This is a genomic window from Streptomyces kunmingensis (assembly GCF_039533535.1).
In the GTDB taxonomy this organism is placed as follows: Bacteria; Actinomycetota; Actinomycetes; order Streptomycetales; family Streptomycetaceae; genus Streptomyces; species Streptomyces kunmingensis.
On record NZ_BAAATS010000018.1, the window covers coordinates 93,617 to 113,783 of the forward strand.

Here is a 20,167-nt window from a genome sequence, read left to right on the forward strand (position 1 = left end):
ATGGGAGCAGCAAGCCCGCCGCAGGGCAAGAAGGCCCGCATGCCCGGCATGCTGTCCGGCGGCGTCGCGAGGGGCGGCGTTCACCGCATCGGGCGCAGAGCGACGGCCCGCTGTTACACAGCCGCCGAGTTGCCGTGATGCCCGGCTCCTACGGTGAGGGGGTCGGCCCGGGACCCGGGAGACAGAGCCCGAGACACACGGCCTGCGGCACACAGCCCGGGACACACCGTTCGAGACACGCGGCCCGTGGCCACACGGCCCGAGACAGACAGCCCGCGACACACGCCCCCAGCGATCGGACCCGCCATGCGCCGCCCCGCCCTCCTCCGCAGCGCCGTGATCACCGCCGCTCTCGGCGGCGCGGTGCTGGTCCCGACCGCCGCGTTCGCGGACGCTCACGCCCCCGCCCACGCCCAGGAACCCGCCCACGCCGCGATCCACGCCACAGTGTCGACGGCGGCCGAGACGGGCGCGGAGCCCGTTCCCCAGGAGCGCCCGGCGACCCGGGCCGCCTCGGACGACATCTCGGCCAACCCGTACTTCCTGGTGGCGGGCGGCGCGATGGCCGCCGCCGGTGCCGCGGGGCTCGTGTACTCCACGGTCCGCCGGGGCCGCGCCGACGGCTGAGCCCGCAGCGCCGCCCGGTCGATAAAAAGGACTTCCCTCCCCATAAGGTGTCCGTAGCAAGGTGTCCGTAGCAAGGTGTCCGTAGCGCGAAACAGGGTGTGCGGAGCGCGCGAACGTGATCTTCGTGGCAGATCGGCCGGCAGGCAGGAGTGCAGTGACGCCCAGGCGCCTCGGTCTTCCGGTCCTCGCGGGGCTGGCCGCCCTGCTCCTCGCGGGCTGCGGGGACAGCGGCGGGCTCGAAGGCGCGGGCCCGACCCCGACCGCGGTGGGCCCGCGGCATCTGTGGCCGTCGATGACCCCCGCGTCCGCGCCCGCCGACGACTACGGCGCGGGCGAGACCCAGGTGGTCAAGGGTGTCGCGGTACCGGACGGTGATCTGCGCAAGGTGAACCCGGTGGCCGTGATCCGCGCCCAGGCCGCTGCCGACCCGGACACGTACGAAGAGGTCGAGAAGGGCCTGCCCGACTGCGGCGACCCGGGGCCGAAAGGGCCCGGCTGCCCGGTGCTGCACACCTACTACGCGGACCTGACGGGCAACGGCAAGGCGGACATGGTCGTCGGCGTACGGGCGCCGAAGGGGCAGCTCGTGGTGCGCGTCTACATGTACGCGGACGGCAAGCTGACCCAGATCATGGACGACGAGGACGCCGTCATCAGCGTCCAGCTTGCCGATCGCAGCCTGGTGGTGCGAGCGGTCGCCGACCTGTCCGGTTACGAGTACCGGACCTCGTGGTCGTACGACAGTCATCAGCGGGCGATGCTGCCGACGCGCGACGAGATCGTGCGCACCGGGCCGCCGACGACCCCCGTCCCGGAGACGCCGTCCGAGGACCCGACGCCCCCGCCCTCGGCCTCTCCCGCCGCCCCTTCCGCGTCCCCGTCGGCCGCGGCCGCACCGTCGCCGACGAGCGGCTCGTGAGGCGCCGGCCGCGGCTGCCCGCCTGGACCGCGTCGCTGACGTGGAAGGCCGCCGCGTTCCTCGCGGTGATCTGCTGTGCGCTCGCCGCGCTGCTCGGCATCCTCGTCCACGTCTCCGTCACCGATCAGACCGTGCGCGAGGCCCGCGAGCGGGCGCTGTCCCGGCTCGACGAGGCGGCCGAGGCGTTCCGGGCCGGCGGGCGGCTCGGCCCCGGCGCCTCCCTCGATCCGCCGGAGCTGCCCGCCTCGCTGCGCGCCCTCGCGGTGAGCGGGGAGCGCGGCACGATGGTCGGCAGCCATGACCAGCGCCCCACGATGTGGGCGGCGGGCCCGGCGGCGGGCGGCAAGGCGCTCGCGGTGCGGATCGACTACTCGCAGGGGGCCCGCACCATCGACGGCCTCGACCAGGCGATCCTCGGCTCGTCGGCGCTGGCCATCGGGGCGACGCTGCTGGTCGGCGCGTTCGCGGTGACCCGGGTGACGCGGCGGCTGCACACGACGGCCCGGGTGGCCCGCAGGATCAGCGCGGGCGCGCTCGACGCCCGGGTCGACGATCCCCGGACCGGGGACCCGGGCCGCCACCAGGACGAGGTCGCCGCCGTGGCCGGCGCGCTCGACAGCATGGCGTCGTCCTTGCAGGGCCGGATCCTCACCGAGCAGCGCTTCACCGCCGACGTCGCCCATGAGCTGCGGACGCCGCTGACCGGTCTGCACGCCGCGGCGGAGCTGCTGCCGCCGGGCCGGCCGACGGAGCTGGTGCGCGACCGGGTCGCCGCGCTGCGCACGCTCACCGAGGACCTCCTGGAGATCTCCCGCCTCGACGCGCGCAGCGAGCGCGTGGAACTGGACGACACCTGGCTGGGGCCGGTGGCCGAGCGGGTGCTCCGGGCGTCCGGCACCGGCGCCGCGACCACCGTCGTCGTCGTCCGGGATGTGTGCGTGGTGACGGACCGGCGCCGCCTGGAGCGCGTTCTCGGCAACCTCGTGGCCAACGCGCACGGGCACGGCCGTCCGCCCGTCGAGCTCACGGTCGACGGGCCGGTGATCACGGTGCGGGACCACGGCGACGGTTACCCGGACTATCTGGTGGAGCACGGGCCGCAGCGGTTCCGTACGGAGGGCGGGGCGCGGGGGCACGGGCTCGGCCTGACCATCGCGCTCGGGCAGGCCGAGATCCTGGGCGCGCGGCTGCGCTTCGCGAACGCCCCGGACGGTGGCGCCCTGGCCACGCTGACACTCCCCTACGAGGACCCGGCCCTCTGAGCGTTGAGGGGAACCGCCCCTCGGAGCGAACCCACCTCTGCATGCGCAGAGCAGGGTCCGGTCACCCTGGCGGCGTCCGTCGCCGTGCGCATCCCCCGTCCGGCGCATTAGGTGGGGGAAAGGCCCTGGTCAGGGGCCACCTTCGCCCAGGAGCCTCCTGTGATCGCACGGACTGTCACCGCCCGCCTCGGCGCGGCCGTCGTCGCCCTCGCGGCGCTCGCCGCCACCGCGTCCCCCGCCCTCGCCCTCTCCGACGACGCGACGGGCGGCGCCGACAACCGTCCGCGGGTCTACAAGGGCCGCGTCACCGCCAAGTCGGGGCTGCTGCTGCGCGACTCCCCGACCCGCGGCAGCCGCGTCATCCGCACGGAGCCGTACCGCGCGATCGTCCACATCTTCTGCAAGACGAGCGGCCAGGCCGTGGGCGGCAACCGCCTCTGGTACCAGCTCACCGACGGCACCTGGGCCTGGGGTGCGGCGAAGTACATCGACAACATCGGCGCCGCGCCCCGCTGGTGCTGACATAACCGGATATCGCGGACGGGCTTGCTACGTTCCCGCCATGACCGGTTCCACGGGCGCGGCGGGAAAGCAGGCGGGCGAGAAGGCGCCGCCGTCCGTACCCGCCGTACGTGTCCCGCGGCGCCGGGGGACCGAGCTCGCGCTGATCCTCCTGGCCGTGCTGCTCAGCGTCTACGGGTACTGCCACGTCGGGCTCGCCAAGAACGACGCGGTGCCGCCCGACGCCGCCGGGTACGGTGCCGGGCTCGGCGTGCTGGCGCTCCTCGCCCACGTCGCCGTCCGCTTCCGCGCCCCGTACGCGGACCCGCTGCTGCTGCCCATCGCGGTGCTGCTCAACGGCCTCGGTCTGGTCCTGATCTACCGCCTCGACCTGGAGACCCCGAGCGACGAGGCGGCCCCCACGCAGCTGGTCTGGTCGACGCTCGGCGTGGGCCTGTTCATCGTGTTCGTCCTGTTCCTGCGCGATCACCGGGTGCTCCAGCGGTACGCGTACCTCAGTGTCGTCGCGGCCCTGATCCTGATGATCCTGCCGATCTTCTTCCCAGCGGTGAACGGCGCCCGGATCTGGATCAGGATCGGCGGGTTCTCCATCCAGCCCGGCGAGTTCGCCAAGATCCTGCTCGCGGTCTTCTTCGCCAGCTATCTCGCGGCCAACCGCACCGCTCTGAAGTACACCGGCAGGAAACTCTGGAAGCTCCAGCTGCCGACGATGCGGGTCTTCGCGCCGATCCTCGCGATCTGGCTGATCAGCGTCGGCGTCCTGGTCCTGGAGACCGACCTCGGCACCTCGCTGCTCTTCTTCGGCCTGTTCATCGTGATGCTGTATGTGGCCACGGGCCGCGGGAGCTGGATCGCGATCGGTCTGGTGCTGGCCGCGGCCGGCGCGTTCGTCGTCGCGTCGTTCGAGCCCCATGTGCACAGCCGCGTCGAGGACTGGCTGCACCCCTTCGCCTCCATCGACGCGGGCGACGGAGCCACACAACTCGCCCAGTCCCTCTTCGCGTTCGCGGCCGGCGGGATGCTCGGCACCGGGCTCGGTCTCGGCCACTCGATCCTCATCGGGTTCGCCGCCAAGTCCGACTTCATCCTGGCGACGGCGGGCGAGGAGCTCGGCCTGGTCGGACTGACCGCGGTCTTCCTGCTCTACGCCCTGCTCGTGGAGCGGGGTTACCGGGCGGGCCTCGCGCTGCGCGATCCCTTCGGCCGGCTGCTGTCCATCGGGCTCGCCTCGATCGTGGCCCTCCAGGTGTTCGTCATCGCGGGCGGCGTGATGGGGCTCATCCCGCTGACCGGTATGGCCATGCCGTTCCTCGCGCAGGGCGGCTCGTCCCTCGTCACCAACTGGGTCATCGTCGCGATCCTCGTCCGGGTCAGCGACCGGGCCCGCGGCTCGCTGCCGCCCGAGGCCCCCGCGCAGACCCCGGCCGCGGCGGAGGCCGCCTCGTGACCAAGTACATCCGCCGCGCCTCGGCCTTCTGCCTGCTGCTGCTGGTCGCGCTGCTGCTCAACGCGGCCCGCGTGCAGGTCTTCGAGGCCGGCTCCCTCGACGACAACGCGGCCAACCGCCGCGCCACGATCCAGCGGTACGGCCAGCCGCGCGGCGAGATCCTCGTGCGGGGCAGGACCGTCACCGGGTCGAAGGACACCGGGCAGTCCCTGCGCTACGAGCGCACGTACAAGAACGGCCCGCTCTACTCCCCCGTCACCGGATACGCCTCGCAGACGTACGGCACGACGTTCGTCGAGAGCGCCGAGGACGACGTCCTCTCCGGTACCGACCCGATGCTCGCCACGATCCCCTTCTGGAACGAGATCTCCCGCTCCCAGGAGCCCGGCGGGCGCGCCGAGACCACCCTCGACCCGGCGGCGCAGCAGGCCGCGTACACGGGGCTCGGCGGGCGGAAGGGCGCGGTCGCGGCGGTCGAGCCGTCGAGCGGGAAGATCCTGGCGCTGGTCTCCACGCCGTCCTACGACCCGGGCGACATCGCGGGCACCGGACGGGCAGCGACCGACGCGTGGTCGAAGCTGACCGCGGATCCCGACCGGCCGATGCTCAACCGGGCGATCCGGCAGACGTATCCGCCTGGTTCGACGTTCAAGGTGGTCACGGCCGCGGCCGCGCTGGAGAACGAGGTCGTCGACGGCACCGGCGCGAAGACCGACACCCCCTCCCCGTACACGCTGCCGGGCACGACGACCCGGCTGACCAACGAGTCCTCGTCCGACGCCTGCGAGAACGCGAGCCTGGAGTACGCGCTGCGGGTCTCCTGCAACACCGTCTTCGCCGACCTCGGGGTGCGGGTGGGCCTCTCCGGCATGGTGAGGACGGCGGAGAAGTTCGGCTTCAACGACAGCGGCCTCAGGATCCCGATGACCGCCGCCAAGTCCAACTTCGACACCGACATGAACCAGTCGCAGCTCGCGCTCTCCTCCATCGGCCAGTACGACACCGCCGCCACGCCGTTGCAGATGGCGATGGTCGCGGCGGCCGTGGCCAACGGCGGGACGCTGATGTCCCCGTATCTGGTGGAGCGGACGTCGGCCGCCGACGGCTCCACGGTCGCCACCACCGGCAGCAGGACGTACAAGCAGGCCATGTCGCCGTACACGGCGACCGCGTTGCAGCGGATGATGGTCGACGTCGTGGAGCGGGGCACGGGCACGAACGCGCGGATCTCCGGGGCGACGGTGGGCGGCAAGACCGGCACCGCGCAGAACGGCGTGAACAACGAGGGCGTCCCGTACGCCTGGTTCCTCTCCTACGCCCAGGCCCGCACCGCGTCCTCACCGCAGGTGGCGGTCGCCGTGGTGGTGGAGGACGCGGCGGCGAACCGGGCGGACATCAGCGGCGGCGGCAGCGCGGCGCCGATCGCCCGGTCGGTGATGCGGGCCGTGCTCGACTCCTCCGACCGGTGAACGCGCCGCACGCCGGATACGCCGTGCAGAGCCGGACGGTCAGTCCTCCGCGCCCGCTCTGATGGCGGCCTCCACCTCCGCGACCCGCTCGTGCTCCTCCGCCGCGAAGCGTTCGGCGTCGAGCTTCTCGGCGATCTCCTCGTCCTGGTTCATCAGCGCGTCGAGGTTGGAGTTGCCCATCTCGAAGACGCCCATGTCGACGTAGGCCTGCTGGAGCCGCGGGCCCCACAGGCCGATGTCCTTGACGCAGGGCACGATCCGCGAGAACAGCAACTGCCGGAACAGCGCGAGGAATTCGGACTGCTCCGTGTACTCGTCGGCCTGCGCCTTCGGGATGCCGAAGTCCTCCAGCACCTCGACGCCGCGCAGCCGGTCGCGCATCAGGTAGCAGCCCTCGATGACGAACTCCTCGCGTTCGCGCAGTTCGGCGTCGCTGAGCTGCTTGTAGTAGTCGCGCAGCGCCATCCGCCCGAAGGCGACATGGCGGGCCTCGTCCTGCATCACGTAGGCGAGGATCTGCTTGGGCAGCGGTTTGTCGGTGGTGTCGCGGATCATGCCGAACGCGGCGAGCGCGAGACCCTCGATGAGGACCTGCATGCCGAGGTAGGGCATGTCCCAGCGGGAGTCGCTGAGCGTGTCGCCGAGCAGGGCCTGGAGGTTGTCGTTGATCGGGTAGAGCATCCCGATCTTCTCGTGGAGGAAGCGGCCGTAGATCTCGGCGTGCCGCGCCTCGTCCATGGTCTGGGTCGCCGAGTACAGCTTGGCGTCGAGGTCGGGGACGGACTCGACGATGCGCGCCGCGCACACCATCGCGCCCTGCTCCCCGTGCAGGAACTGGCTGAACTGCCAGGATGCGTAGTGCTTGCGCAGTTCGCCCTTGTCCTTCTCCGTCATCTTCGCCCAGTGGGGCGTGCCGTACAGGGACATCGCCTCGTCCGGGGTGCCCAGGGGGTCGTAGGGATCGACCTCCAGCTCCCAGTCGATGCGTTTGGCGCCGTCCCACTGCTTGTCCTTGCCCTTTTGGTAGAGGGCGAGCAGGCGGTCGCGCCCGTCGTCGTAATCCCAGCTGAAGCGAGCCGAACTGGCCGACGGTATCTGCCAGTTGGGCTCGCTGGGGGCCCTGGTGTACAGCTCATGCGTCGACATACCGGCAGGCTCACACGGTAGTAGACGCGGGGTCAACAAGTGGTGCGCAAGGGATTGACGCCCTTACTGACAGGCAGTCTCATAAGTGGGAGGCACCCGTGTGACTGCTGGTAATTCCGAACCACAGGTCCGAACTACAAGGATGGGGAGTCAGCGATGACGACCATGTCGGAAGCCGACGCGCTGGAAGGGCTGCGTGACGCGCTCGGTCTGCTCAAGGACCGGGAGCAGGTGGCCGAGCGGCTGCTCGACTCCTCCGCCAAGCACTCCTTCGACCCGGACAAGGAGCTGGACTGGGACGCCCCGTTCGAGGACGGCAAGTGGTTCTGGCCGCCGGAGCTGGTCTCGCTGTACGACACCCCGTTGTGGCGGCGCATGAGCGAGGAGCAGCGGATCGACCTGTCCCGGCACGAGGCGGCGGCGCTCGCCTCGCTCGGCATCTGGTTCGAACTGATCCTGATGCAGCTGCTCGTGCGGCACGTGTACGACAAGGCGGCCACGAGCGCGCACGTCCGGTACGCCCTCACCGAGATCGAGGACGAGTGCCGGCACTCCAAGATGTTCGCGCGGCTCATCACGCGCGGTGAGACCCCGCACTACCCGGTGGCGCCCGTCCACCACGCCCTGGGCCGCCTCTTCAAGACCATCTCGACCACGCCCGGTTCGTTCACGGCGACGCTGCTCGGCGAGGAGATCCTCGACTGGATGCAGCGGCTCACCTTCCCGGACGAGCGCGTCCAGACCCTCGTCCGCGGGGTGACCCGCATCCACGTGGTCGAGGAGGCGCGTCATGTCCGTTACGCGCGCGAGGAGTTGCGGCGTCAGATGGTGACGGCGCCGCGCTGGTCGCGGGAGTTCACCCGCCTCACCTCGGGCGAGTTCGCCCGTGTCTTCTCGGAGGCCTTCATCAACCCCGAGGTCTACACGAACGTCGGGCTCGACAAGAGGGTGGCCGTCGCCCAGGTCAGGGCGAGCGGCCACCGCCGGGAGATCATGCAGACCGGCGCGAAGCGGCTCACGGACTTCCTGGAGGACATCGGCGTGCTGCGGGGTGTGGGCCGGCAGCTGTGGAAGTCCTCGGGCCTTCTGGCCTGACGCGGACGGCGGGGGGACGGATACGCTCGCGCCATGACGTCGGCAACCGGCACGCCCGCCTACAAACGGCTCAGCGTCGAGGAGCGGCGGGCGCAGCTGCTCGAATCGGCACTGTCCCTGTTCGCGCACCGGGCCCCCGAGGAGGTCTCGCTCGACGACGTGGCCGAGGCCGCGGGCGTCTCCCGGCCGCTCGTCTACCGCTACTTCCCGGGCGGCAAGCAGCAGTTGTACGAGGCCGCGCTCCGCTCCGCCGCCGACGTGCTGGAACAGTGCTTCGCCGAGCCGGCCGCGGGCTCCCTGACGACCCGCCTCGCCCGCGCGCTCGACCGCTATCTCGCCTTCGTCGACCAGCACGACATGGGTTTCGCGGCGCTGCTCCAGGGCGGCAGCGTCGTGGAGACCTCCCGGACGACGGCGATCGTGGACGGGGTCCGGCGGGCCGCCGCCGAGCACATCCTCAGCCATCTGTCCGTCTCCGCGCCGGGCCCGCGGCTGCGGATGACGGTCCGCATGTGGATCACGGCGGTGGAGGCGGCCTCCCTCATCTGGCTCGACGAGGACAAGCAGCCCCCGCTGGACGAGCTGCGCGACGGCCTCGTCGACCAGTTCATGGCCGTACTCACGGCGACGGCGGGCCGCGACCCCGAGACGGCCCAGGTCGTCCGCCGCGCCCTCTCCCTGGAGACCCCCGAGGGCCCGGTGGGCGCACTGGCACGGCGGGTGCTGCCGGTGGTGAGCGACGCGGCGCATCTGCTGTGACGTACGGCGGGGCGACGGAACACGACGAAAACGGATCATGCCTGACCTGACACAGCCGGTGCGGGACCTGATCGCTTCGACCGGGCGGGAGGACGGCCCGCGCGTTCCCGAGCCCGTTCGGGACTTCATCGAGCAGATCACGTTCGCCACTCCCGAGGAGATCCTTCCGGCGCTGCGCGGCGCGGTGGCCGAGGACTGGATGGCCATGCCGGTCTGGGCCCGCAACCTCGCCTTCCGGCTGGCCTGCCTCCAGCGCCCCGACGACGCGGAGCTTCTGCGGGAGGCGGCGGCCGACCTGCTCTCCTTCGGCCCCGACTGGGACACTCACGCGGAGGAGCTCAGGGAGCGGGCCGCCCGCCTGGACGGCTGATCCGGCGCCTGGGGCGGCCGGTGCGGCCTGTGCGCGACAATCACGCCGTGAAGAGCGAAGACATTCCCTTTGTCGGCGGGCCCCTCGACGGGCGGTCGCTGCCTGTTCTGGTGACGGCCACCGGCAATCCGCCCAAGGTGTACAAGGTGCCCGTGCCGGACGCGGGTGGCGGGCCCGACACCGTGCTGGTGTACGTGCGTGAGCCCGTACCCGACGGGAAGGCCGTGCGGCTCGTGCAGAAGTGGCGGTACGCGTTCGTGCCCGACGGGAAGGTCGAGCGGAGCGTCAAGTGGCCGTGGTCGAAGAAACGCGACGCGTGACGGAGGCTCGCCGGGTGCCCACCGCAGGAGTGGCGGGGTTGGGCCGAACCGAGCAGTCCGCCGCGTCAGCGGGATGTCTGTCTGTTCATGTTCACGGTGCGGGACGCGGAGGCCGGCCCGCACCGGAGGTGATGAGGTGTCAGGCAGGCTGGTGCGATGGGTGTGTGCGGCGGCCGTCGCCGGGGCGGTGGCGGCGCCGGGCACGGCGGGCGCGGCCCCGGAGCCGGGGTCGGGGCCGGGGTCGGGGCCGGGGTCGGGGCCGGGAGGCGGGCAGTCCGTCGCCGGGCTGCTGACGGAGCTTCAGACGCTGTACCAGGAGGCCGAGGAGGCCACCGAGACGTACAACGCGACGGAGGAGGAGCTCGGGGAGCGCCGCGAGGAGGCCGAGTCCCTCGCCGGGAAGCTCGCCGCGGCGCGCGGCACGCTCTACGGCAGCCGGATGGCGGCGGGCCGCCTCGCGCGGGCGCAGTACCAGGGGCGCAGCCAGATCTCCCCCTACGTACGGCTGCTCCTGGCCCGTGATCCGCAGCATGCCCTGGACCAGGGGCACGTGGTCCAGCGGGCCGCCCGTGACCAGCAGGCCACCGTCGACCGGCTGACCGGCGACGAGAAGAAGGCCGACGGGCTCGCCACCGAGGCCCGGGCCACGCTCGACCGGCAGCTGCGGCTCACGGCGCAGCGGAAGAAGGAACGGGACACCGTACGGGGGCGGCTGAAGGAGGTCGAGGAGCTGCTCGCGTCGCTCTCGTCCGACCAGCTCGCCGACCTGGCCCGCCTGGAGGACGCCGGGGCGGCCGACGCGCAGCGGGCTCTCGTCACGTCGGGGGCGCTCGGTTCGGCCGCCCGGGCACCGTCGAAGGCGGGCGGCGCCGCGCTCGCGTACGCCGTGCGGCAGATCGGCAAGCCCTACGAGTGGGGCGCGGAGGGACCGGGCTCCTTCGACTGCTCCGGGCTCACCTCGCAGGCGTGGGCGCATGCGGGGCGGAAGATCCCGCGGACGTCGCAGCAACAGTGGGCCACGCTGCCGCGGGTGCCGCTGTCCCGGCTGCGGCCGGGCGACCTCGTCGTGTACTTCCCCAAGGCCACCCATGTCGCGCTGTACCTCGGCAACGGCAAGGTGGTGCAGGCGCCGCGGCCCGGGGCGCGGGTGAAGGTGTCGCCGATCGCCGCGAACCCGCTGCTCGGAGCGGTGCGGCCGGATCCGGGGGCCAAGCCCATGACCGGATACCGGCCGCCCTCGCTGCCGCGCGGCGCCATGTCGGGCGGCGACGCGGGCTACGACGACCCGGCGCAGGAGGCCGGGGACTAGCTGATCGAGGCCAGGTACGCGGACGTCTTCTCGGGCTCGTAGAAGAAGTTCTCGAAGTCGGCCGGGTCGTTGAACCCGTTCGCGAAGCGGTCGGCGGCCGGCTGGAGCCGGCCGGCCGCGCCGATCAGGTCGAGGACGTGCTCCGGCGGCGGGCCGAGCATCGCGTTCGTCCACTTCGTGACGTGCTGCGCGGTGTCCCAGTACCGGTCGAACGCCGTGCGCATCCACTCCTCGTCGAACGGCTTGTCGCCGTGCTCGACGATGGAGGCGAGGTAGGAGGCCGCGCACTTGGAGGCCGAGTTGGAGCCCTGCCCGGTGATCGGGTCGTTGGCGACGACCACGTCCGCGACGCCGAGGACGGCGCCACCGCCGGGCAGCCGGCCGATGGGGTTGCGGACGGCGGGGGCGTAGCGGCCGGCCAGCGTGCCGTTGGCGTCGGTCAGCTCGACCTTCGTGGCGCGCGCGTACTCCCAGGGCACGAACTTCTCCATCAGCTCCAGTGTCAGCGCCAGGTGCTCGGAGGGGTCCTTGACGCCCTTGAACGCGTCGAGCGGGCCGCCGGGGACGCCCTCCCAGAAGAGGATGTCCGCGCGGCCGGACGTCGTCAGCGTCGGCATGATGAAGAGCTCGCCGACCCCGGGCACGAGGTTGCAGCGGACCGCGTCGAAGTCCGGGTGCTCGGGGCGGACGGCGAGGCCGTGCACGTAGGCGACGGCGAGGGCGCGCTGCGGCTCGCTGTACGGGGAGCGGGAGGCGTCGCGGCCGAACATCGACACGAGTTCGCCCTTGCCCGCGGAGACCAGCACGAGGTCGTACGTACGCGCGAAGTAGTCCAGGTCGGAGACGGCCGCGCCGTGGATGACGAGCTGGCCGCCGCGCTGGGCGAACGTCTCCATCCAGCCGGCCATCTTCACGCGCTGGTCGACGGACTGGGCGAAACCGTCGAGCTTGCCGACCCAGTCGATGGCGCGCTGCGAGGGGCCGGGGTCGAAGGAGCCGGGGGCGGCGACGGAGACGCCGAGGCCCTCGATCTTCGGGGCCTGCGACTCCCAGAAGTTGAGCTGGAGGTCGCGCTCGTGCTGGAGCGCGGTGTGGAACATGCACTGCGTCGACATGACCCGCCCGGAGCGGACCTCGTCGGCGGTGCGGTTGGACATCAGGGTGACCTCGTAGCCGTGGGACTGGAGCCCCAGGGCCAACTGGAGACCGGACTGACCGGCTCCGACGACGAGTATCTTCCGCGACATACGGCTGCCTCTAACTGGTGACTGGCTTACGGATCATCGGAGTTATTCGGGCGTGACGTCCAGGGCGTGGCCGACCAGGGCGAGCAGCGTCTCGATCGCCGATATCCGGCGGCGCGCGTCCATGATCAGCACGGGTACGTGCGGCGGCACCGTCAGGGCCTCGCGCACGTCGGCCGCCTCGTACTCCTCGGATCCGTCGAATTGGTTGACGGCCACGATGTACGGCAGTCCGCAGCTCTCGAAGTAGTCGAGGGCGGGGAAGCAGTCCGGCAGCCGGCGGGTGTCGGCGAGGACGACGGCGCCGATCGCGCCGCGCACCAGGTCGTCCCACATGAACCAGAACCGCTGCTGGCCCGGAGTGCCGAACAGGTACAGGACCAGGTCGTCGTCGAGCGTGAGACGGCCGTAGTCCATGGCGACCGTCGTGGTCGTCTTGTCCGGCGTCGCGGTGAGGTCGTCGGTCCCCTCGCTCGCCCGGGTCATCAGCGCCTCCGTCTGGAGGGGCTCGATCTCCGAGACGGCGGTGACCAGGGTCGTCTTGCCGACGCCGAAGCCTCCCGCCACCACGATCTTCGTGGCGACGGGGGCCCGGGTGGTGTCCGTCTGCCAGGCCTGCAGCTGCTCCTCCTCGCCGGGAAGTCCGGCGAGGAGGTCAGAGACGGCGGAGTCCACTCAGCACCCTTTCCAGGAGCGCGCGGTCCGGCTGGCCCGGGCCGTGGCCGGTTCCGTACACGCGGATCTTTCCCTGGTCGGCGAGGTCGCTCAGCAGGACGCGGACCACACCCAGGGGCATCTTCAGGAGCGCGGCGATCTCGGCGACCGTGCGCATCCGGCGGCACAGCTCGACGATGGCACGCATTTCCGGCATGACGCCGGCGAGCGTTCCCTTCCCTATTTCGAGGCGCTCGTCGGGGCCCTCGATGGCGGCCGTGCTCGCGATGAACGTCTCGACGAGCAGGACGTGCCCGAAGCGGGTGCGGCCGCCGGTCAGGGAGTAGGGGCGTACGCGGGCGGGTTTCCTGTCGCCGCCTCGTACGGGGAGTTTGGGACTGGTCACCGGGCGCTCTCCATCGACTGGCGCAGTTCGCTGCGGAGTTCGGGCGTCAGGACGTGCCCGGCCCGGCCGACGAAGAGCGCCATGTGGTACGCGACGACGCTCATGTCGCAGTCGGGGGTGGCGTGCACGCCGAGCAGGGAACCGTCGCTGATGGACATGATGAAGACACTGCCCTCTTCCATCGCGACCATGGTCTGCTTGACGCCGCCGCCGTCCATGAGCTTGGCGGCGCCGATGGTGAGGCTGCCGACGCCGGACACGATGGTGGCCAGGTCGGCGCTGGAGCCCTTGGGCCCGCCGCTGCGGTCGACGGGGGTCTCGGTGTTCCTCCCGGGGTCGGAGGAGAGCAGGAGCAGTCCGTCGGACGAGACGACCGCGACGGAGAGGAGCCCTGGTACCTCCTCTACGAGATTGGTCAGCAGCCAGTGCAGATTGCGTGCTTCGCTGCTGAGCGCGGGGTTGTTGAGTGCAGGGGTGGGCGCAGTCAACTGCTTGCCTCCTCGGCTGAGTCCCCCTTGGCTTCTCCGATACGTTCCTGGGTCCCGGTCCCGGTCCGGGTCGCGGGCGCCGCGTCCTCGATCTCCGCCTCCACGGCGCGCCGGCCCTGCTGGGCGCCGGTGTGGAAGCCGCCGAGCCTGCGGCGCAGCGCGTCCGCGTCGACGGCGCCGGTGCGCGGCTTCGGGGCGGCGGCGGGCGCGGTCACCCTCGGGGTGCGCTTGGGCAGGCCCTTGTCGGTGACACGCTCCCACTGCGGGGAGCGCTGCGCGGGCACCTCGGCGGTGGGCTCCGCGGGGTCCTGCGCGGCGGTCTGCTCCGCCGGGTTCTGCGCGGCGGTCTGCTCCGCCGGATTCTGCGCGGCGGTGGGCTCGACGGGGTCCTGCGCGGCCGTGGGCTCGGCGGGGTCCTGCGGGGCGGTGGGCTCCGCGGGGCTCTCGTCCGGGGTGTGCTCGTGTGGGCCGGGGCCGGAGTCGTCGGGCCGCGGCGGGGCGACGAGCTCCATGGTGGTCTCGGACTCGGCCTCCGTCCTGGGCTCTGCCTCTGCCTCTGCCTCTGGTCGCGCCTCGGCCTCGGCCTGCGCCTGCGCATCTGCCTCTGCCTCTGCCTCTGCCTCGCGGACGGCTTGTTCGGCTGCGGCGATGAGCGGGTCCGGGGCGTCCGGGTCCGGGGCGGGTGCCGGGTCCTGGGCCGGTGTGAGGGGCTGGTCCGTGGAGCGGCCGTCCAGGATGTTGGAGTTGGCCTCGGCCTCGGAGCCCGGCAGATGCACGGCGGGGGCACCGCCCGGCACCGGCACGGGCGGCGGCGCCGCCACGGCGGGTGCGGCGGCGAGCAGCGCGGTGGGCAGCACGACGACGGCCGCGACACCGCCCTGCTTCTGCTCGCGCATGCGGACCCGCACGCCGTGCCGAGCGGCGAGCCGCGCGACGACGTACAGACCGAGCCCGAGCCCGTCCTCGTCCTCCGGGTCGTGGCTCTGCTCGGCGGAGAAGGCGGACAGCCGGCCGTTCAGCTCCCGCATCCGGTCCTCGGCCATGCCGATGCCCTCGTCCTGGACGGAGAGCATGACCTCGCCGTTCTCCAGGAGCCAGGCGGAGACCTCGACGGCGGCGTCGGGCGGCGAGAACGACGTGGCGTTCTCCAGGAGTTCGGCCACGAGGTGGCTGAGGTCGTCGGCGGCGAACCCGGCGATGTGGGCGTGCGGCGGCAGCGCGGCGATCCGGACGCGCTCGTAGCGCTCGATCTCCGAGACGGCGGCGCGCAGGACGTCGACGAGCGGCACCGAACCGGCGTGCTGCTGGCCGTGCTCGGCTCCGGCGAGGACGAGCAGGTTCTCGCTGTGGCGCCGCATGACGGTCGCGAAGTGGTCGAGCTTGAAGAGCGTGGCGAGCCGCTCGGGGTCCTGCTCGCGGTCCTCCAGGCCCTCGATGACCCCGAGCTGTCGCTCGACGAGTCCGAGGGTGCGCAGGGCGAGGTTGACGAACGTGCTGTGGATCGAGTTCCGCACGCGTTCCAACTGCTCGCTCGCATCGGCGAGTTCGGCGCGCAGGGCGTCGCGGTCGTCGGCCATGCGCTGCCGCTCGCCGATGAGGTGCTTGCGGTCGGACTCCAGGGTGCCCTGCCGCTCGTGGAGGGCGACGGCGTGGGCGTGCAGGGCGTTGACCGAGCGGATGACCTGGGCGAACTCGTCGTTGCGCCCGGTGAACTTGACGGGTTCCTCGGTGGCCGGGGCTTCGGCGATCCGGGCGGATCCGATGCGGAGCACGGCGAGCGGGCGGGTCAGCGAGCGGGCCGTGCCCATGGCGACGCCGACGGCCGCGAGGAGGCAGACGCCGACCAGCGCGATACGGAGTTCGAGGCCGTCGACGTCGTCGTCGCGCAGCGCCTCCAGGCTCTTGACGCGCTGGTCGCCGAGCGCGGACTCGGCGCCCCGCATCGCGTCGATCCGGGAGGTCAGTGCGGCGTCGACGCTCTTCGCGTCGTAGGCCAGCTCGTCCTCGGACAGGGTCGGGGCGTCGGTCAGCCGGGTCAGGTACTTGTCGGCCTTCGTGACGTCTGGCCCGGTGACGGTGGAGTCGTAGGCGGTCACGGACGCGGCCGGGGCGGAGTCGCGGAAGTCGTCGAGCGCGGCCTGTTCGCGGACGCGGGCCTGCTGGGCGGCGGCGCTCAGCTCGTCACGCCGCTTGCTCTCGGCGGAGTCCTCGCTCGCGACGGTCTTGGGCAACCCCGTGACGGGGTCGATGACGGTCGTGGTGTCCGTCGGCTCCGGCACGGCGTACGCGGCGAGCAGCAGGCCGCGGGCGGCGGAGGCCTGGTCGACGGCGCGGTCGAGGTCGGCGAGGGCGTGTGCGCCGGACCCCGCGCGGGGCGGCATCGCGTCGGCCAGCTCCTCGGCGAGCCGGTGCAGTTCCGTGATGGCCTTGGAGTACGAGGTGTGCGCCTCCAGGGCGGAGCCCTTGCCAGTGAGGGCGGCGCGGCGGACGGCGGCGACATCGTCGACGGTGCGCCGCAGGGACCCGGTCGCGTCGACGCGCAGTTCGTCCACCTGCCGGTCGACGCGGGCGCTGCGCTCCTCGCTGAGGCCCTGCCCCTTGGGGCGTCCCGCGGCGATGAAGGCGCTGACCTCGTCGCGCTCGTCGGCCAGCGCGTGCGACAGCGCGAGGGCCTGCTGGGTCCGCTCGGCGTCGTCGACGAGCCCCTGGGACTCCCCCACCCGCCCGGAGGCGGCCACGATGGTCGGCGCCCCGGCCCCCACGATGGCCGCGGCCACCACGGCGACAGCCACGATCAACCGGCTCCGCACCCGGGCCCGCTTGCCCTTCCCTGCGGGGGCGGGAGCCGGCTGCGGCGCGCCGGCGGCCGAGGTGGGCGCAGGCTTCGGGGTGCTTTCGACGGAGGCCGGCTTCGGGGTGGTGCCAGGTTTCGGGGTGGTGCCAGGTTTCGGGGTGGTGCCAGGTGAGGGGGGCTGCGGGGTGTTCCCGGTGACGGGGTCGGTGGAGTCGGGGCCGGGGCTGCCCGCGTCCGCCGGGTTCAATGCCGCCGATTCCAAGCCACCCGCACCATCCGGCCCACCCGTCCCACTGGCCCCGTTACCGCCGGAGGTGTTCCGCACCTGGTGCTCGCATTCCTGACTCGTCCTACCCATGGGCGCAGGTGACGGACCGTCAACCCACGCGCTCCTCTGGCATGGCTCCTGACCATTCCAGTGCCGGTGAGCAGGGGGCGCACATCACCTTGCCCGCCACCCGAAGGAGTGAACATCGAGGGGGAGTTGGGGAGCAAGTTCCCCGGACCCGGCGCCGACGCGCCCACAGTGCGCCGGTTGGACGTCTTTCACAGGCTTTGGCAAGATGCCCCGCCACGCCTCAACGGAGTTGATCATTCCGCCCCAAAACAGGCGCCCCACCTGCCGGTACAGGCCAACCCGCACAGATCGGCCACTCCCGTGCAGACCTCAGGCAGACTGGCCGAATGCGCATCGAACTGACCACCGAACCCGGCGCCCCCGACCGCCCGAACGAGGACTACGCGTCGATCTCGGTTCCGGCCTGCGGACAGGGCGGATCGCTGGTCGTTCTGGACGGTGTCACACCCCCGCCCACCGAGGACGGCTGCCTGCACTCCGTCCCGTGGTTCACCGCCCGGCTCGGCTCGGCCCTGGCCGAACTGTCCGCTTCACGCCGGGATATGACGTTGCGTTCCATCCTCGCGGCGGCCATCACCCGCACCGCCGACGCCCACCGCCCGACCTGTGACCTTTCTCACCCGCGCACGCCACAGGCAACCGTCGTCCTGGCCCGCTGGGACGCGGAGCGGGTCGAGCATCTGGTGCTGTCCGACTCGGCGCTGCTCGTCGAGGCCCCGGACGGCGCGGTGTCGGTGCTGCTCGACGACCGCCTCGACCGGGTCCCGCGCGCCTCCCTGGTCTCGGACGAGGTGGCCGACGCGACGGTACGCAACAAGGAGGGCGGCTTCTTCACCGCGGCCGCCGACCCCACGGTGGCGACCCGCGCCGTGACCGGCACCCTCCCCCGCACTCAGGTCCGGGCACTGGCCGCGCTGACCGACGGAGTGACGCGCTGGGTGGAGAAGTTCCACGAGGGCGACTGGGCCGAACTGTTCGCCCTCATACGCAAGGAGGGCGCGGAGGCGGTGGTGGCGCGGGTCCGCGCGCTGGAGGACGCGGATGCGCAGGCCCGTACGTATCTGCGACACGGCAAAACCCACGACGACGCGACGCTGGTGTACGCGGAGTTCTAGCGTCACGGGGCTCCGCCCCGTACCCCGCTGCCTCTCGTCCGCAAGGCGGGGCTGATGAACATCTACTCCGCCCCGGCGTTCAACTGGTGCAGCAGCCGCGCCAGTTCCGCCACCTCCACCCGGTCCCACCCCGCGAGCTGTCGCACGTACCTCATGCGCCGCGCCTCCCGCACCTGCCCGAAGTCGGCCCGGCCGCGCTCGGTGAGGGAGATGAGCCAGGCGCGGCCGTCGGCCGGGTCGGGTTCACGGGCGACGAAGCCGAGGTCCTCCAGGGCGCGCAGCTGGCGGCTCATCGTGGCCTTGCCGACCCCGATGTACGCGGCGAGTTCGGTGGCCCGCTGCGCCCCGCACTCCTCCAGGCGCACGAGCAGCCCGTACGCGGCCGGCTCCAGGTCCGGATGGACCTCACGGGCCATCTCGCCCGAGGAGGCCCGGGCCCGGCGCAGGAATACCGTCAACTCCCGCTCCAGGGCGAGGAATTCGTGGTCCACACCAGTCGGCGCGGGCGCGGAATTCGTGTCCCGTTCGGCGCTCTGCCGCTCGCCGTTCCCGTCTTCGTGCACGTCAGCACCCATGGCCAGAGTTTCCCCGGGTTTCCCGGTTCTGAAAGTTTTCGCCAATTGCCGCCATTACCGCAGCTCCGTCAGTATTTCGCAGGAGTAGACCAACGGCAGCATCCGGTCCCTCTTCCCACCCGCCGGTCTACATGCGTAGCGTCATGCATGGCATGTCCATTCCAGCTCGCTATCAATCCGGCCGGCCGTGCCGCCGGAGAGACATGTCGACAGGTCGCACACCCGGCACAGGTCCCCGATCAGCGCCGCGCTGGTCCCCCACGGCCTTCATGGAGGCATGCAATGCCCGTGCACAGACCCGGAACCCCCAAGCGTAGAAGCGTCGCCGCCGGCGCCCTGCTCGCCGCCCTCTCCCTCCTGTTCACCCTGCCGAGCGCCGCGCAGGCCGCCGACGTCCCCGCCCGGGGCGAAGCCCGTATGGGCATGGGCGTGGCCGCGCACGACGGCGACACCGGCCAGGGCCCGGTCGGCAGGGTCACCCAGACCGAGGGGGTCGACGTCAGCAGCCACCAGGGCAACGTGGCCTGGTCGACCCTCTGGAGCAGCGGCGTGAAGTGGGCCTACGCCAAGGCCACGGAGGGCACGTACTACACGAACCCGTACTTCGCGCAGCAGTACAACGGCTCGTACAACGTGGGCATGATCCGCGGCGCCTACCACTTCGCGACCCCCGACACGACGAACGGCGCCACGCAGGCCAACTACTTCGTGGACCACGGGGGCGGCTGGTCGAGGGACGGCCGGACGCTGCCCGGCGTGCTCGACATCGAGTGGAACCCGTACGGCGCCGCCTGCTACGGCAAGACGGCGGCCGGGATGGTCACGTGGATCCGGGACTTCGTGAACCAGTACAAGGCGCGCACCGGCCGCGACGCCGTGATCTACACGGCGACGAGCTGGTGGACCCAGTGCACGGGCAACTCCGCCGCGTTCGGCTCCACCAACCCGCTGTGGATCGCCCGCTACGCCTCCACCGTGGGCACCCTGCCGGCCGGCTGGGGCGTCCAGACGATCTGGCAGTACACGTCGAGCGGTCCGACGGTCGGCGACCACAACAAATTCAACGGCGCCCTGGACCGAGTCCAGGCACTGGCCAACGGCTGACCCAACCAAGCCTGTCCGGCCAAACCAAGCCCGTCCGGTCAAAACAAGCCCGTCCGGTCAAAACAAGCCCGTCCGGTCAAAACAAGCCCGTCCGGCGATTGAGGACCGGGGTCCGGGGCAGTGCCCCGTGACGGTACGCGCAGGCCCGGGCTCCCTAGAGAACCCGGGCCTGCACTATCCGGCC

At 71.9% G+C, this 20,167-nt stretch carries 21 protein-coding genes; 14 read left to right on the forward strand and 7 right to left on the reverse strand.

Annotation, left to right across the window (positions count from 1 at the left end):
* The 7 genes from ABD366_RS22055 (at window position 1) to ABD366_RS22085 (ending at window position 6,246) form a co-directional block, all read left to right on the forward strand.
* Window positions 1–138, forward strand: a complete 138-nt coding sequence (locus ABD366_RS22055) for a hypothetical protein (RefSeq protein ID WP_344442308.1) — start codon at window positions 1–3, stop codon at window positions 136–138.
* 168 nt (window positions 139–306) lie between these two features.
* The gene (locus ABD366_RS22060; protein ID WP_324766376.1) at window positions 307–627 is read left to right on the forward strand and encodes a hypothetical protein; all 321 of its coding nucleotides are present in this window, start codon (window positions 307–309) and stop codon (window positions 625–627) included.
* A 154-nt stretch (window positions 628–781) separates the two neighbouring features.
* Window positions 782–1,546 (forward strand): hypothetical protein, encoded by a 765-nt coding sequence (locus ABD366_RS22065; RefSeq protein ID WP_324766377.1) that lies wholly within the window; start codon window positions 782–784, stop codon window positions 1,544–1,546.
* Window positions 1,543–2,808, forward strand: a complete 1,266-nt coding sequence (locus tag ABD366_RS22070; RefSeq protein WP_324766378.1) for an ATP-binding protein — start codon at window positions 1,543–1,545, stop codon at window positions 2,806–2,808. The genes ABD366_RS22065 and ABD366_RS22070 overlap by 4 nt, the downstream gene beginning before the upstream one ends.
* Before the next feature lie 159 nt (window positions 2,809–2,967).
* A complete protein-coding gene (locus tag ABD366_RS22075; RefSeq protein ID WP_324766379.1) occupies window positions 2,968–3,330 on the forward strand; it encodes an SH3 domain-containing protein in 363 nt (120 codons plus the stop codon).
* Window positions 3,331–3,370: 40 nt separating this feature from the next.
* Complete coding sequence (locus ABD366_RS22080; RefSeq protein ID WP_324766380.1) at window positions 3,371–4,777, forward strand: FtsW/RodA/SpoVE family cell cycle protein; 1,407 nt, start codon at window positions 3,371–3,373, stop codon at window positions 4,775–4,777.
* A complete protein-coding gene (locus ABD366_RS22085; RefSeq protein WP_324766381.1) occupies window positions 4,774–6,246 on the forward strand; it encodes a penicillin-binding transpeptidase domain-containing protein in 1,473 nt (490 codons plus the stop codon). The genes ABD366_RS22080 and ABD366_RS22085 overlap by 4 nt, the downstream gene beginning before the upstream one ends.
* Before the next feature lie 39 nt (window positions 6,247–6,285).
* Here ABD366_RS22085 and ABD366_RS22090 read toward each other — a convergent pair whose 3' ends face one another.
* Window positions 6,286–7,392 carry a ferritin-like domain-containing protein gene (locus ABD366_RS22090; protein ID WP_324766382.1) on the reverse strand — a complete coding sequence of 369 codons (1,107 nt, stop codon included), beginning with the start codon at window positions 7,390–7,392 and terminating at the stop codon, window positions 6,286–6,288.
* 156 nt (window positions 7,393–7,548) lie between these two features.
* Between ABD366_RS22090 and ABD366_RS22095 the strand changes: the two genes are divergently transcribed.
* The 5 genes from ABD366_RS22095 to ABD366_RS22115 all read left to right on the forward strand — a co-directional run bounded on the left by ABD366_RS22095 (window position 7,549) and on the right by ABD366_RS22115 (window position 11,245).
* Window positions 7,549–8,487 carry an AurF N-oxygenase family protein gene (locus ABD366_RS22095; protein WP_324766383.1) on the forward strand — a complete coding sequence of 313 codons (939 nt, stop codon included), beginning with the start codon at window positions 7,549–7,551 and terminating at the stop codon, window positions 8,485–8,487.
* 33 nt (window positions 8,488–8,520) lie between these two features.
* Window positions 8,521–9,246 carry a TetR/AcrR family transcriptional regulator gene (locus ABD366_RS22100; protein WP_324766384.1) on the forward strand — a complete coding sequence of 242 codons (726 nt, stop codon included), beginning with the start codon at window positions 8,521–8,523 and terminating at the stop codon, window positions 9,244–9,246.
* Window positions 9,247–9,283: 37 nt separating this feature from the next.
* Complete coding sequence (locus tag ABD366_RS22105) at window positions 9,284–9,616, forward strand: hypothetical protein (protein ID WP_324766385.1); 333 nt, start codon at window positions 9,284–9,286, stop codon at window positions 9,614–9,616.
* Window positions 9,617–9,663: 47 nt separating this feature from the next.
* Window positions 9,664–9,936: a hypothetical protein gene (locus tag ABD366_RS22110; RefSeq protein ID WP_324766386.1), complete on the forward strand. Its 273-nt coding sequence runs from the start codon at window positions 9,664–9,666 to the stop codon at window positions 9,934–9,936.
* 136 nt (window positions 9,937–10,072) lie between these two features.
* Window positions 10,073–11,245 carry a C40 family peptidase gene (locus ABD366_RS22115; protein WP_344442312.1) on the forward strand — a complete coding sequence of 391 codons (1,173 nt, stop codon included), beginning with the start codon at window positions 10,073–10,075 and terminating at the stop codon, window positions 11,243–11,245.
* Here ABD366_RS22115 and ABD366_RS22120 read toward each other — a convergent pair.
* The 5 genes from ABD366_RS22120 to ABD366_RS22140 are packed head-to-tail and all read right to left on the reverse strand — an operon-like array spanning window position 11,242 to window position 16,829.
* Window positions 11,242–12,492 (reverse strand): styrene monooxygenase/indole monooxygenase family protein, encoded by a 1,251-nt coding sequence (locus tag ABD366_RS22120; protein WP_324766388.1) that lies wholly within the window; start codon window positions 12,490–12,492, stop codon window positions 11,242–11,244. The genes ABD366_RS22115 and ABD366_RS22120 overlap by 4 nt on opposite strands.
* Window positions 12,493–12,534: 42 nt before the next feature.
* On the reverse strand, window positions 12,535–13,164 hold the full coding sequence (locus tag ABD366_RS22125; protein ID WP_324766389.1) for a GTP-binding protein: 630 nt from the start codon (window positions 13,162–13,164) through the stop codon (window positions 12,535–12,537).
* A complete protein-coding gene (locus ABD366_RS22130; RefSeq protein WP_324766390.1) occupies window positions 13,145–13,549 on the reverse strand; it encodes a DUF742 domain-containing protein in 405 nt (134 codons plus the stop codon). The genes ABD366_RS22125 and ABD366_RS22130 overlap by 20 nt, the downstream gene beginning before the upstream one ends.
* Window positions 13,546–14,037, reverse strand: a complete 492-nt coding sequence (locus ABD366_RS22135; protein WP_324766391.1) for a roadblock/LC7 domain-containing protein — start codon at window positions 14,035–14,037, stop codon at window positions 13,546–13,548. Before ABD366_RS22135 ends, ABD366_RS22130 begins: the two co-directional genes overlap by 4 nt.
* Entirely contained in the window at window positions 14,034–16,829 is a 2,796-nt protein-coding gene (locus ABD366_RS22140) for a nitrate- and nitrite sensing domain-containing protein (protein WP_411293617.1), read from the reverse strand. The genes ABD366_RS22135 and ABD366_RS22140 overlap by 4 nt, the downstream gene beginning before the upstream one ends.
* Before the next feature lie 686 nt (window positions 16,830–17,515).
* Here ABD366_RS22140 and ABD366_RS22145 point away from each other — a divergent pair.
* Complete coding sequence (locus tag ABD366_RS22145) at window positions 17,516–18,304, forward strand: protein phosphatase 2C domain-containing protein (RefSeq protein ID WP_324766393.1); 789 nt, start codon at window positions 17,516–17,518, stop codon at window positions 18,302–18,304.
* Between the two features lie 62 nt (window positions 18,305–18,366).
* Here the strand turns inward: ABD366_RS22145 and ABD366_RS22150 are convergent, their stop codons facing one another.
* Window positions 18,367–18,867, reverse strand: coding sequence for a MarR family winged helix-turn-helix transcriptional regulator (locus ABD366_RS22150; protein WP_411293621.1), 501 nt, complete (start codon window positions 18,865–18,867; stop codon window positions 18,367–18,369).
* Between the two features lie 294 nt (window positions 18,868–19,161).
* Between ABD366_RS22150 and ABD366_RS22155 the strand changes: the two genes are divergently transcribed.
* Window positions 19,162–19,983, forward strand: coding sequence for a lysozyme (locus tag ABD366_RS22155; protein ID WP_324766395.1), 822 nt, complete (start codon window positions 19,162–19,164; stop codon window positions 19,981–19,983).
* Window positions 19,984–20,167: the final 184 nt, after the last annotated feature.

Bases quoted from the DNA above. Each gene is read 5' to 3' on its own strand.
- ABD366_RS22105 (WP_324766385.1), top strand. From the start codon at position 9,284: ATGCCTGACCTGACACAGCCGGTGCGGGACCTGATCGCTTCGACCGGG.
- ABD366_RS22145 (WP_324766393.1), top strand. From the start codon at position 17,516: ATGCGCATCGAACTGACCACCGAACCCGGCGCCCCCGACCGCCCGAAC.
- ABD366_RS22100 (WP_324766384.1), top strand. From the start codon at position 8,521: ATGACGTCGGCAACCGGCACGCCCGCCTACAAACGGCTCAGCGTCGAG.
- ABD366_RS22080 (WP_324766380.1), top strand. From the start codon at position 3,371: ATGACCGGTTCCACGGGCGCGGCGGGAAAGCAGGCGGGCGAGAAGGCG.
- ABD366_RS22090 (WP_324766382.1), bottom strand. From the start codon at position 7,392: ATGTCGACGCATGAGCTGTACACCAGGGCCCCCAGCGAGCCCAACTGG.
- ABD366_RS22155 (WP_324766395.1), top strand. From the start codon at position 19,162: ATGCCCGTGCACAGACCCGGAACCCCCAAGCGTAGAAGCGTCGCCGCC.
- ABD366_RS22055 (WP_344442308.1), top strand. From the start codon at position 1: ATGGGAGCAGCAAGCCCGCCGCAGGGCAAGAAGGCCCGCATGCCCGGC.
- ABD366_RS22095 (WP_324766383.1), top strand. From the start codon at position 7,549: ATGACGACCATGTCGGAAGCCGACGCGCTGGAAGGGCTGCGTGACGCG.
- ABD366_RS22060 (WP_324766376.1), top strand. From the start codon at position 307: ATGCGCCGCCCCGCCCTCCTCCGCAGCGCCGTGATCACCGCCGCTCTC.
- ABD366_RS22120 (WP_324766388.1), bottom strand. From the start codon at position 12,492: ATGTCGCGGAAGATACTCGTCGTCGGAGCCGGTCAGTCCGGTCTCCAG.